The 12,974-nt window shown below is 39.2% G+C and carries 9 protein-coding genes; 2 read left to right on the top strand and 7 right to left on the bottom strand.

Translation table 11 applies throughout. From position 1 onward, the window contains the following. Window positions 1-6: 6 nt before the first annotated feature. Both RIB15_RS14895 and RIB15_RS14900 read right to left on the bottom strand, forming a co-directional pair. Window positions 7-516: a chemotaxis protein CheX gene (locus tag RIB15_RS14895; protein WP_350202967.1), complete on the bottom strand. Its 510-nt coding sequence runs from the start codon at window positions 514-516 to the stop codon at window positions 7-9. Next, window positions 516-962, bottom strand: a complete 447-nt coding sequence (locus RIB15_RS14900) for a response regulator (protein WP_350202968.1) — start codon at window positions 960-962, stop codon at window positions 516-518. Before RIB15_RS14900 ends, RIB15_RS14895 begins: the two co-directional genes overlap by 1 nt. A 332-nt stretch (window positions 963-1,294) precedes the next feature. Between RIB15_RS14900 and RIB15_RS14905 the strand changes: the two genes are divergently transcribed. Beyond that, window positions 1,295-1,672: a hypothetical protein gene (locus RIB15_RS14905; RefSeq protein ID WP_350202969.1), complete on the top strand. Its 378-nt coding sequence runs from the start codon at window positions 1,295-1,297 to the stop codon at window positions 1,670-1,672. Window positions 1,673-1,696: 24 nt separating this feature from the next. Here RIB15_RS14905 and RIB15_RS14910 read toward each other — a convergent pair whose 3' ends face one another. Continuing rightward, window positions 1,697-2,533, bottom strand: coding sequence for an ATP-binding protein (locus tag RIB15_RS14910; RefSeq protein ID WP_350202970.1), 837 nt, complete (start codon window positions 2,531-2,533; stop codon window positions 1,697-1,699). A 447-nt stretch (window positions 2,534-2,980) separates the two neighbouring features. On the opposite strand from RIB15_RS14910, the gene RIB15_RS14915 reads away from it, so the two are divergent. Continuing rightward, window positions 2,981-4,972, top strand: coding sequence for an ATP-binding protein (locus tag RIB15_RS14915; RefSeq protein WP_350202971.1), 1,992 nt, complete (start codon window positions 2,981-2,983; stop codon window positions 4,970-4,972). A 20-nt stretch (window positions 4,973-4,992) separates the two neighbouring features. On the opposite strand, the gene RIB15_RS14920 is transcribed toward RIB15_RS14915, so the two are convergent. The 4 genes from RIB15_RS14920 to uxaC all read right to left on the bottom strand — a co-directional run bounded on the left by RIB15_RS14920 (window position 4,993) and on the right by uxaC (window position 12,893). Next, complete coding sequence (locus tag RIB15_RS14920) at window positions 4,993-5,985, bottom strand: LacI family DNA-binding transcriptional regulator (RefSeq protein ID WP_350202972.1); 993 nt, start codon at window positions 5,983-5,985, stop codon at window positions 4,993-4,995. A gap of 239 nt (window positions 5,986-6,224) precedes the next feature. Beyond that, window positions 6,225-7,940, bottom strand: coding sequence for a T9SS type A sorting domain-containing protein (locus RIB15_RS14925; protein WP_350202973.1), 1,716 nt, complete (start codon window positions 7,938-7,940; stop codon window positions 6,225-6,227). Window positions 7,941-8,006: 66 nt separating this feature from the next. Next, entirely contained in the window at window positions 8,007-10,991 is a 2,985-nt protein-coding gene (locus RIB15_RS14930; RefSeq protein ID WP_350202974.1) for a TonB-dependent receptor, read from the bottom strand. A gap of 492 nt (window positions 10,992-11,483) precedes the next feature. Next, window positions 11,484-12,893 carry a glucuronate isomerase gene (uxaC, locus tag RIB15_RS14935; protein ID WP_350202975.1) on the bottom strand — a complete coding sequence of 470 codons (1,410 nt, stop codon included), beginning with the start codon at window positions 12,891-12,893 and terminating at the stop codon, window positions 11,484-11,486. Window positions 12,894-12,974 lie beyond the last annotated feature (81 nt).

The following is a 12,974-nucleotide window of genomic DNA, read 5'->3' on the forward strand; positions in this document are numbered from 1 at the left end:
TTTAGTTTATCTGGATTCACTCAGTGCCATATTCAGCATAAAATCGCCGCAGTCACTGGAAAATTTCATTTTCGCTGATGGGGGTTTATTGGGCATAAAGAGAGTTAGGTCGCTTCCGCGGGTTGCTGTTGGAAGAGAAGACTGCCCCCTGAAACCAACCTTTTCGATATTAGCCGCTACTTCGCCGGCAAGGATATTTGCTATCTCAGCAATTAAGTCGCCCATATCATGGCTTTCAAAAGGAAGCTCCATGCCCAAAAATGCATCTGAAATTTTTAAGGCAGTTGCTTTAGGAATCGCTATCATAAGCGAAAAAGTGTGATCGGCGTTGAAGACCGCTATATTTCCAATTATACCATTAAGCGGGCCGCTTTCATCTTCCTGTTGCACGCACTCGGGAGTGCCACCACAAATAGATGTAAATGTGTTTATGACAGACTCCTGTACAATCTCAACTATTTCGCCTGGTATTTTGTCTACTTTGCTTAGTTTTTCTGCAATCATCATTCTTCCCATTAAGCATTTAAGATGCTGCTGAAAAAGCTCTTCTTCTCTTCCTCGGCTTCTTGTTTGATGATATTGCCCTCGTCATCGATGTAACGACTGATTGCTTTAGACATCTTGTCGGCCGTAAATGGCTTGGTGATATACTCATTTGCACCACCTTCGTTCAGGGCCTTATCCACTTTACCCATCGACTTTTCTGCAGTAACCATAATTATGGGAATATCGGCATAGCCTTTATCCCGAATAGCCCGGGCAAGTTCAACGCCAGTCATTTTTGGCATGTTCCAGTCTACAAACAACATCTGAATATCATCGTTGAACTTCTCAAGCGCATCCTCACCATCCATTGCTTCTTCAAATTCAAAATCAGCAATCAATAGTTGGTCGAGAGCCCGCTTAACCTGACTCCTCATAATTTTAGAATCGTCAACAACAAGTGCTTTTATCTTACTCATTACTTACTCCTGTATATTGGTAAGGCAGAATTAGGCTTACCGTTTTACCTCTTATTTAAGTCTAGCATTAAAGCGGTTGTGATCAGGCATCGCTGAACTAACAATTTCCGCCCCTCCTGTTATCGGGTCTTTTGAAAATTCCTTAAGAGATCAAAAAGGATTTTTTGCAGAATGATGAGAAATACCTTAATCCTTTACCTTTGATACAGAGATGAAAAGCCAGCAGTAAACCCCGATTTTATTAATGGATTCTAATAAGCAATAATGCCAAGGCTTAGTTACCATTATTTAGTTTGTTCAAAGGGTATTTTTAGGTTTACAGGTTACACATAATGGGTATAAACGGCACATTTCAGTCATTTGTGCATTCTGAAGTCAAAACCAACAGAGGATTTCGGCTTGTAGAAGCATATCTGACATACAAAAATTTGGCGGGGCGTACATCGGATGATTTTTCTGAATATGAAGTTATTGAGGAGAAGAAAGAAAAGCCCCACACTAATGCAACTTCTTTTACAGCAGAACCAGACTTCACATTTAATACAAGCTTCGAAGAAATGCCTGATACCTGGATAAATATGAAACCTCACGATGTATCCCAACATTTGGTGGCTTCTGGTCTAGATCCCTTGAACCGCAAAAGGATACATGCCTACCAAGCCCTTTCCAGATTTACCCCAAAAGGTCAAACCCTGGATTACAAATTCTAATCCTGCCTGCTTTTGTCAGACCTATTAGTTATCGGAATATGAAAGAGGAATACTAAGGTTCAGGACCGCTATATTCTCATTTTCAGATTCCAGGCTAATGCTCCCATCTATCTGAGAGATTAACTTCCGGCTTTGAGTTAAACCTTCATTAAATGAGTTTTTTGCAAGATCATCATTATTGTCCTCATTCTCTCTATCCGACATAATCTCGATAAGCTCATTTTTCTTTTTCTCAGAAACATTAAATGCCAATGAAAATATAGCTCTGTTATCTGCTTTGAGCGTATTCATTTTAGTAACCGCATCTTTACCAGAACATTTTATAGCAAAACTAATCAGGTTAAAGATAATGAGTTTTGCCACGAACAAATCTGTACGCACGTGCAGTGGATTTTTGCTTCTGGTAAATTCGATATTTGGTCCCGCACAATGCATTTGCTCACACACCTCACTAACAACCCAATTCAGATCTACATCTAATAAGTCTTCTTGCCCGGAAACCGCACTTTCTGACTCATCATTATAAATCTCCATCAGCTGTTCAAGAATTACATTTACCTGATTTATACCTGCTTCAATCTGCTTCCGGTAATGCTCAATTTGTTTAACATCCGGATTACTCGATAAGGAAATATTGATCAGCTCCAGGTAACCAGATATAGCACTAATAGGCGACATAGCATTGTGCATATTTTGCTTTACAATACTCTTCTGCAATTGATGTACATCCCGAAGTTTATGGAATCGACTCTTATCAGGTTCATCTTCTTTTGTCAGTACCTCTGTAACAAAAGTTCGCAGTTCAGTTTTTACTTTTTTTTCCTTCCGAATTACATCTTCGAAGCTTTCAGCTAAATTCATACGACTAAGACTTGTATGGTTAATGACATATTCTAACTGAGCTATTTGTACCGGATTTGTTATAAAATATCCATCCCCATGGCCAACATCATCCCTAAACAGCTTGAGTAAAAAATCAGTTTTTATTAAGATTTTTTAATCTTTTTAATTTTAATCAATTCCTTTTATTAAAAAAAATTAATGTTATGTGAATAGCCGGCTAAATCCAATCGATTGCACAATCGTAAAATATTTTTTTTCAACTACTTAAGATTACACACTTTTTTATGTGGAAAAAGTGTGGATAACTTATTTATGAGTCCTTACAATTTTTGTGCGAGATGAAAGATTCTAAGCATTTCCCAATATGAGTATTGTCTAATGCGGTACCTTTTTTTTTGATTCTTTGTTATTTATCGCACCATTTATTTTGTTAGGGAAAGATCTAACTCGTGCAGTTAATATTATATGAAAGACTTCATTTCGGTTTTATTTATTGAGGATTCTGAGCATTCAAATCAAGAGATCAAAAAAAGATTGGAGCAATCAGATTATTCTGTCATCCCCTTTTCTCAGAATGACACTAAAGACCTCGATGTTTTACTAAAAGCACATAAATGGGATCTTGTCTTTATTGACTATGATAAAGAAGAACTTAACCTGAGCCACATCCTTGATATTATAGATCAACAATTTTTCATTACCCCTTTAATATTGGTTGGGACAAATATACCAAACGATCTTCTTTATCAGGCCATGACCTCCGGGGTTCAGGATTTTGTATCAAAAGATAAACTGGACAGCCTTATTCCTGTTGTTGCTAAGGAAATCAGAAACCTCCGCAAACAAAGAAAACTCACTCAAACTGCGACGAAGAATCAAATTCTTGACCAAATTCTGAGGAAGAGTACCAACGAAGTTTTCCTTATGGATCCGATGAGTCTCAAGATGGTATATGCCAATGAAACTCTTCTAAACAACCTGGGTTATACCGAAGATGAATTGGCAGCATTGCCAGCAAAGAGTGTTATAGCAGATTATGATGTTCGTAAGGTATTTGACAAGGTAAAGCCCCTATATCGCGGTGAAGAAAGTTCTACTACCTTTCAATTCGATCGTAAAAGAAAAGACGGCTCAACCTACCCGGTCGAAATTCATGTTGAAGTCACCCAGGAAGAAACACGCCAGCTGCTGATGGGTATCAGTTTTGATATTACCCGGCAGGTAAAAGACGCGAAAATCATTGAAAAGCAAAAAAAGAAAACAAAAGAACTCGAACTGAACAGTAAGTACAAGTCGCAATTTTTTGCCAATTTAAGTCATGAAATGCGAACCATTCTTAATTCTACCCTTTTGCTTACTAAGATTCTCAAAGAGAATCGTACTGAGAATCTTTATGGAGATCAGCTGGAATATTTGCAGACTATTTATCAATCAAATAACAGTGTTCTGGAGTTGCTGAATGAAGTACTCGACCTTTCAAAAATAGAATCCGGAAAGATTGACATCACTCTTGAACGTGTAGAGATAAGTGATATAGGAAACCGTGCTGAACGTCTATTCAAACCTATTGCCCGAGAGAAAGGTCTTTCTTTTGAATACACCTCAAATGGAATTGGAAAAGATAGCATAAAGACTGATCGTCTCCGGCTAGACCAGGTTCTGAACAATCTAATTTCCAATGCTATAAAATTTACGGAGCAAGGGCATGTTCATCTGGAAATTTCTGAGGCAACTAATGATGACGCAAACATGATCGCTTTTCGTGTGGAAGACACAGGGATCGGGATACCTAAAAAAAAGCAAAAGAGAATATTTAAAAGTTATGTGCAGGCCGAAGGATCATCAACCGAGAAAAGGTTTGGCGGTACTGGATTAGGATTGGCAATTTCAAGGGAAATAGCACAAATCCTGGGCGGAAAAATTACGCTGGAAAGCACCCCCGGAGTTGGAAGTTCTTTCACTCTTTTGCTCCCATCCGACAGCAGCAATATTCTTCAGCGACAGGCAGAAAAAGGTAAAATCAAAATCACTACAGAGTCTCTACCTGCTGATCAGCCCTCAGATGTTGAAACAGAGCTGAGTAATGGAAAGCCAAAGGGCTCTGTATTACTTATTGATGATAGCAGCATTCATAATATGGCACTTAAAGAATTTTTGAGCTTCAGCATAGAAGTGTGCCATACAGCAGAATCTGCACAGGAAGCCTACGAAATACTTGACAGGGAAACAGTCGATTGTATTATTTTGGACATGTACCTACCTGATGCTGATGGAAAAGAGGTACTGGATGTTCTTAAATCAACTAAGAAATACAAGGATATCCCCGTCATCATTTATTCAGGCAAAAGCCTTACCCGTTCAGAAGAAGAGAAGTTGCTTAAAAAAGCTGCCGTAGTTCAGAAAAATGCCAATAGCTATAAAATATTGCTGGAGAAAGTAATGGAAAGAGTTAAATAAATTAATTCTCTTTCATCACTCTAATAAACAATCTCACACGCCAGCTCAGTTAACACCGGGCGTTCATCTCCATCTGTAGATTCTATTTCTGCTAATAACTGCTTTATAGCCCTGTTGCCTAAGGAGGTTGTTGGCTGGTCTATACAAATGAACGGTGAAATGAGGTATTCATTGAAATCACTTTTGCCGAAACTCAATATCTTAATTTTTGTAGGGTCCATATCATGCTCTCTCATATATTTGAGTGCACCCAAGCCTACGGGATAGCTAACCGTAAAAATAGCTTTAGGCACACCATAGCTATTAATCAATTTTTCGAAGCTTTTATATCCATCTTCTTCACTATAGCCACCCTCAACGATCATTTCAGGATTCACTTCGAGCCCTGCCTGCTGAAGTGCATCTTCATACCCCAACCTTCGATTACGGCTAATATCCAAAGAACTATATCCGGCAAGATGTGCAATCTCCGTATATCCTTGCTCAATAAGATGAGTTACCCCTATTCGGGCACTATTTCTTTCTTCTGATTTTATGTAGCTAAACCCGGAGTCTTTAAAGCCGCGGTCAAAAAATACAAGGTCAATCCCCATAGCTTTAACTTCTTCAAACCGCTTAATGTCTGTTGTGTTTTCCGTAACAGAGACTAACAGACCATCAACTCTCATCTGCATCATTGTTTCCAGGTGAGTTTTCTCAAGCTCTTCATCTTCCAGTGAAACCCCAATAATTACTTCATATCCATTTTCAAAAGCTGTTTTATAGATTGCTTCTACTACAGAAGCAAAAAAGAAGTGAGCGATTTTTGGGATGATTAGCCCGATGGTTTTGGATTGGGAAGATGTCAGGGAACGAGCAACAAGATTTGGACGATAACCCAGCTCCTTAGCAAGCTTTTTTACCTTCTTCCTCGTATTCGTTGAAATATCGGGATGATCTCGCAAGGCTTTGGAGATACTAACCTTTGTTAACCCTAATTCATCTGCAATGTCCTGGAGCGTTATGTTCTTCATCTTATTTGTTTGTTATCAGTATTCGTATCAAAAACCACGAAAATACATTTACAAATTTACAGCATTCAAAGGCATATTCTGATTTACCTGAGCCAACGACTGCCATGATTTTTCTTAGCAATATTCTTTTACTAAAAGTTTCAATAGTATACGGAATCAATGTTTTGAGATAAAATCAAAAAAAGCCCCAAACATTAGTCTGAGGCTTAATTTTTGATTTGGTCACAAAAAGCAAGCTGTTACTTGATAAGCGTCATACGCTTAATCTGGGTAACGTTATTAGCTTTAAGGGAATAAAAATATACACCACTGCTCAGGTTAGCCGCATTAAAAGTAACATTATGCGTGCCGGCCTGATGGTAATTACCATTTACCAATGTAGCAACTTTTTGTCCAAGTATGTCAAATACTTCTACCTGTACACTTGCACCCATAGCCAACTCAAACTGGATATTAGTTGTTGGGTTAAATGGATTAGGGTAGTTTTGCTTCAGAGAAATTTGTCTTGGCAAGTCTCCACCAATTTCTTCTGAAGAAGTGGATAGCCACTCTTCTTTCTTGGCAGGGAACCAGTTCAAATCACCCGCTGGCAATCCGTTTTCACCACCTGTATAGGCATCCGAACTAGTGGAATAAGAAGCATCAAAATCATTCACATAATAAGTGATTGGTCTGCGATCCATGTCATGAACAGCAGGATCCCATACATCATTTGGTGTATCTTTCGTTTTTCCCGCTACATCAACATAATAATCCATCAGACCTACCATAAGATCAGGCACATCAGTCATAGAAGGATCATCAACCATGGTGAAGGCTGCATCAGCATTGTCCCCTAGTTGCTCTCGCAGGAAGTTGGATAAAGGCTGCCCTACTGTAATCTCATCATGCTTATCTAACCAGGTTTGTCCGGCAGAAGTTACTGAGTAAAAGTTGTTGCTTATCACATACTCTACGTTTGCATTCGGAGCCCCAAACACCCAGGACATCTTATTGTTACTGTTTGCATATTGCTCACCAACATTACCCCATTCCGCACTTCGGGTTTCGTCGGTTGAATCTTCACCTGCAGCGAAAGCATCTACAAATAGGTTATTCGTTATAATCATTTTCTCTCCCATATTACCGAGAGAAAGAACTCCGTGAAAGCCCATTCCATTTACAAAAGTATTGTGAGAAATCTCACCATAAACGATATCACCAGTACCCTCGGTTGGGTTACCAAAGTTATAGTGCCGAATAGGCCGATCCTGGTAATTAACAAATGTATTATTCACAAGAATAAGTGAGTCTATTACTGATTCACGAAGATCTATTCCTTTTCCCGCTCCAAAATTAGAAGTAGAAAGTGCTCCAAGATTGGCAAATACATTATCTTCAACATGTAAAACATTTGCGTCTGCATTTACCCGAAGAACCTGTCCTGCTACATTCGAAAAAATATTATTCTTCAGAGTAAGGTTGGCTCCTTCGCTATCATTTCTGAATAAACCACCCTGAACGGTATACAGCTGATCATATTCAGTTTCATCATCTTCAAAACCCGGTTCGTAATACCCTGTTATTGCGAGACCTTCTACAATAAGATGTCCATCAAATACTCTGGCCACGTGTCCTGGCGGGTTCTGAGGATTATCTCCAGCACCGGTTGGAAATTGATAGAGAATTGCTTTCTCGGCAGGGTCACTAGCTCTCAAATGAAGAACAGATCCTCCGCGTAATTGTATCTCTGCATCGTTAAGGTAAATTTCTCCGGATTGAAGTTCATAGATTCTTCCTTCCGGTATTAACCCACCAGCTAATGTATCAGCAAAAACCTGATCTGCCAAAGATTGTTGATTTGCAGAATAGGGCTCTAAAACCAGAACGTTGTCCTGAGCATAAGCCTGACCTGCAAATATAAAGCATGCCAGAAACAACATACTAACATACCTTTTGTATCTTATGGATATCATAATGATACCTCCTTTTATTGTTTGTTTTTGTTAACCTTAGATTTTTTCTAAGGGAAAAAGTTATATCTACAGATCAATTCTGACACCTAAGTCAAATGTCATTCCGTATTGCTCTGAAGAAGTTGGTATTGTATATCCTGCCCGACGGTTATGACGGAAATCATCCTCTCTGATGCTTGTGACATTATTCAGATTGGCCATCACTGTCAGGTAATTTGAAAACTTATAATTCAGCGCTATATCCACTTTGGTATATGCTCCGGAAATGGGGTCATTCGTCCTTCTCGGAGAAAACGACCGGTAATACTCTGCCTGATGGAAAACCGAGACTCTTCCTGAAAAGCCACCTATATCATAGCCCAGAGAAATATTCCCAAACAATTCCGGCTGATCCTCCATCTCCTGGCTATACATAATGGGCACCACATTGTATCTCGGTAGTGGACCAAGAATAGGATCCTGAACATAAGTAGTATCTGTGCGCTGGCCTCTCAATGTGGTCTTTGAGTCCACGAAAGAGACGTTATAATTAAGCACCATATTCTTTAACAGACCGGGAAGCCAGCTGAAGTTAATCTGGTGGTCAATCTCAATTCCCTGCACATAAGACGGATCCGGTGAATTATAAGGAACGAACAATCTGTAACCTGCGCTGTGCGGTGAACTGTATTCTAGACCTAGTTCCTCGATCAGTACATCTCCCCTGGTCGAAATACCATTAAGCATATGATACATATCATCAATCTGCTTGTAGAAGGCCGAAATAGTGAAGAGCCCGACCTTATTTCCGTGAAAAGCTGTACTTACTTCAAAATTCCAGGCCTTAGCTGTTTTCAGAATTGGATTTCCTATTACAAAAATACGGTCACCACCTGTAGAAGCTTCTCTCCATGCAAAAAATGAGAGAAGCCGCATATTATAATCGGGACGGGCCAGTGCCCGGTAAGCAGCAAGCCTCACATTCATAAAATCGGTAGTTTTTACATTCACATGTAAATGAGGAAGTAAAATTGTTTCCGAGTATGTTGAAGAGGTATCTCTGGTCGTGCCTTCAGGAATCGGGAATCCCCCGATTTGTCGCGGTGAGTAGGTATTCTGGTACTCATGATTTTCCTGTTCGATACGAGCACCGGCAATGGCTGTAACCCTCTGACCAAAATTAAAGGTATTCATCAGATAAGCAGCACTTACTGTTTCCTTAATATCGTAAGTATTGGCCCTTGCAGAAGGATCGTCGTAGTATTCAAATCCTGTTCCGTTTTGGTTAACACCATTGATATTCAAATTGTACCATTGGCGAAACCGGTCTCTGCTCACTAAGGGATTCATATTGAAGTCACCCAAAATGACTTTTGACCTGGGGTTAGGATTCAAAAAGCTACTAAATGAAATCTGCCTGAAAGCAGAATTTTCCTGAAAGCTTTGATAAAAATCTTCGAAGTATGAGCCTTCAAAATTCTTTTCAGCTATCGTACCATCTTCATGTAATTCATAGGCTCTCCAATAACCAAGGTAATAAGGAGAATAAGATCTAAAATTTTGGTTCTCACGGTCTTGAGACCTGAATTTAACACCTCCTTTCAACGTTCCAGAGATCTTACTATTGATGTTGTATTTCCTGCTCAAATCTGCATAAAGTGATAACTCTCCCTGATTGTTTTCTTGCTCGTAATAGAAACCTTCATCGATGGAGGCTGCCTGGAAATTGTTATATGCATAATCAATCAACTGCCCGGCATTGCTTTCAATCCGTGGAGTATTAGCCATCCCCCCCGGCTCTTTGAATGTTAGCTCATAATCAAAAGGGGTTCCTGAACTGGAAAAAGAATACGATGCACCCCAAGCTGTTTCAAAGCCAAGAAAATAATTTTCTCCGGTTATTGAATTCGTGAATAGATCTATTTCCTGTTCAGTGTTTCGATATGAATAGAAAACATCCCGTTCAGAACCAGGATAGTTCCTCGAGTGTGTGATATAATCTCTTTTTGTAAAGCTATAAGACGAGGATAATTTAATATTTCCTTCATCAGGAGTATTTACATCAAAAATAGCACCAACTCCTTCACGCGTTCGGATTTCGTCAGTAAAACGAAGATTTAGTCCACTAATAAAGTATAAGTCTTCATTTCCTGTATCCGTTGAATAGGAAACAGAACTACGCTCATTGCTCCTGATCTTACGCTCCAAATTCCCATTGACCTGAACTCCCAACACATTATTAAAAAAGCGCTCCCCATACTTTAAACTAAAATCATATTGTTGGGCCGAATTCATGATTTCATTGTAACTGCCTCTTGACATAAAACGGAACATTCTATCCTCAGGAGCTTTCCTGGTCACAAGATTGATGGATCCCGCAATAGCATCTCCATCTTTGTCGGGTGTTACAGATTTAAAAAGCTCAATTCCTGCCAGAGAGCTTTGTGAAATGGTACTTAAGTCAATTCCACGGGCCAAAGCATCAGTTGTTGGCAACCGCACGCCATCAACAGTTACTGTCAGGTATTTATCGCTTAATCCTCGAAGCATCACTTTATTCGCCTCGCCACCTGATCGCTGAACAGAAACCCCTGATAATCTTCCGATAGACTCAGCTGCATTTGCATCTGGTAGTTCCTGTATTTTTTCTTCAGAAACCACATTCATGATCACATCAGAAGCGCGTTGTTGATTTATTGCAGCTATTTGTCCCCTTGCTTGTGCTGTAATACTAATTTCTTCTCCCTCATATGCTGCAGCTACAAGGTTAACATCCAGAGTTATGGTGGTATCTTCAGTCATTGTGATATCAAAAACCTGGAACTGATACCCGATATAGGAGATACGAACCTGAATATTTCCAGCAGGAACATTTCTGATAATATAATCTCCGTCTAAACCGGAAGCGGTTCCAAGTGAAGTGCCAACAATAATTACGCTGGCACCCACCAAAGTTTCTCCATCAACCTGATCGGTTATAACCCCTTTTATGGTACTCTGCGCATGTAATTGAGCAAATTGAATTGATAAAGAAAAGCAAACTAGTAGAAGGTATTTCAGAACAGGCTGCATAGAAAACTCACATTAGCTATAAACACTTATATTTATATGTGTTATTTAGAATTATAAGTTAATACTTAATCGGTTACTCTAACTTAGATTCCATTTTACTTAACCGATAACTTATATTGGGTAAAATAACTTTATGAGTCAAGAGAAATTTTTAATCGCTTTATTTTTCAGAGAATGAGAGATTATATATCGCGAAAAATAAATGCAGATCATTTTCTCATTATTTTCTCCAAATATAGATAATATAGCCTGAACATGATTCAAGGCATATTTTCACCTTTTTTCACTTAACTCAGAAGTTAAATACTGATGCTTTTTTATAAAGCATTTTGTACCAAAAAAAGAGGCTTAATATTCTAAAGAAAAGAACTTTAAAAACCCGAAAAATTATAAATCAGAACAACATTTGTGCTTAAATAAAGAGAATATTCTTTTAATTATTTCTCTTCTACATGGGTATTTGTCATGAAGTTAGCCACATAAATTTGATGCTTAGAATCCAAAGAATGATGCCGCATTGTTATAGGAAATATCCTGTACCATACTTCCCACCAACTCAAGATCATCTGGGATCAGGCCATTCTCGACATCATCACCCAAGATATTGCACAGCACGCGTCGGTAGTATTCGTGGCGTGGGAATGAAAGAAAACTGCGTGAATCTGTAGTCATCCCGATCAATTGGCTCAGAACTCCCATGTTCGAAAGTGAAGTGATATGTGCCTCAATACCATCCTTCTGATCCAGAAACCACCATGGTGGTCCGTGCTGCAGTTTTCCTGAAACCGTTCCATCCTGGAAATTCCCAATCATTGTCGACATCAACTCATTGTCTCTTGGGTTGCTGTTATACAGAATAACTTTGGGTAGCTGATCTTCAGAATCCAACCTGTTTAGAAGATGAGCTAAAGGTTGGGCAAGATCAAAATCACCAATAGAATCAAAGCCAGTGTCGCGACCCAATTCTTTCATCATCCTTGAGTTATTATTACGAATCGCTCCAACGTGAAGCTGATATACCCACCCTTTTTCTGCATCCATAATGCCGCAATGATACAGGAAAGCAGATTTAAATTTCCGAGTCTCTTCGTTAGATGGAGATTTACCGGACAATACTTTTAGAAATATATTTTCTATTTCTTCATTCTTGAAATCATCCGAGTATGGCCGGTCAGTACCATGATCTGAAGCCCGGCACCCCATTTCGTCAAAGAAATCATGCCGCTGTTTCAGTGCCTTCAAAAAATCACTAAAGGATGAAATATTTACTCCAGAAACACCAGCCAACTTTTCAACCCAGCCTCTCCATTCATCACCATTTTCAATTTCCATGCCACGGTCTGGGCGGAAAGTGGGTACCATCTTAAAAGCATCTTCGTCTTCACTATTGAACTGGGTATGAAATTCCAGTTTATCAGTCGGGTCATCGGTTGTAGCTACAACTTTGACATTGTTCTGCTTCAATAAACCACGGGTTGAAAATTCAGGAGATTGCAACATCTCATTACATTTGTCCCAAATTTTTTCTGCAGAATCTCCATTCAATAACTGCTCAGTTATTCCGAATGGATTCTTCAACTCCATATGGGTCCAATGATAGAGTGGGTTTTTCAATGTTTTTGGAACCGTTTTAGCCCAGGCTAAAAACTTTTCTTTATCTGAAGCAGAGCCTGTGATAAACTTCTCGTCCACGCCACATGTACGCATGGCCCTCCATTTATAGTGATCTCCGTCTAACCAGATCTTAGTAATATTCTTGAAATTTTTATCCTCTGCGATCTCCTGGGGAGGCAAGTGGCAGTGATAATCGATAATAGGCTGGTCGGCAGAATAATTATGGTAAAGCTTCTTAGCTGCTTCCGATTGAAGCAAAAAATCCTGGTGTATAAATGGTTTTTTCATTGGTCAGTCTGTTCTTTAGCTGCTTAAACTTCTCGAAGTTGGATGTCAATTATGGTTTACTCCAGATCGCTCTTTAATGCT

Origin of the sequence: Gracilimonas sp., from assembly GCF_040218225.1 — a bacterium.
GTDB lineage: Bacteria > Bacteroidota > Rhodothermia > Balneolales > Balneolaceae > Gracilimonas.

Coding starts and splice junctions, on each gene's coding strand:
- RIB15_RS14895 (WP_350202967.1), bottom strand. CDS start 516: ATGGGAAGAATGATGATTGCAGAAAAACTAAGCAAAGTAGACAAAATA.
- RIB15_RS14900 (WP_350202968.1), bottom strand. CDS start 962: ATGAGTAAGATAAAAGCACTTGTTGTTGACGATTCTAAAATTATGAGG.
- RIB15_RS14905 (WP_350202969.1), top strand. CDS start 1,295: ATGGGTATAAACGGCACATTTCAGTCATTTGTGCATTCTGAAGTCAAA.
- RIB15_RS14910 (WP_350202970.1), bottom strand. CDS start 2,533: ATGAATTTAGCTGAAAGCTTCGAAGATGTAATTCGGAAGGAAAAAAAA.
- RIB15_RS14915 (WP_350202971.1), top strand. CDS start 2,981: ATGAAAGACTTCATTTCGGTTTTATTTATTGAGGATTCTGAGCATTCA.
- RIB15_RS14920 (WP_350202972.1), bottom strand. CDS start 5,985: ATGAAGAACATAACGCTCCAGGACATTGCAGATGAATTAGGGTTAACA.
- RIB15_RS14925 (WP_350202973.1), bottom strand. CDS start 7,940: ATGATATCCATAAGATACAAAAGGTATGTTAGTATGTTGTTTCTGGCA.
- RIB15_RS14930 (WP_350202974.1), bottom strand. CDS start 10,991: ATGCAGCCTGTTCTGAAATACCTTCTACTAGTTTGCTTTTCTTTATCA.
- uxaC (WP_350202975.1), bottom strand. CDS start 12,893: ATGAAAAAACCATTTATACACCAGGATTTTTTGCTTCAATCGGAAGCA.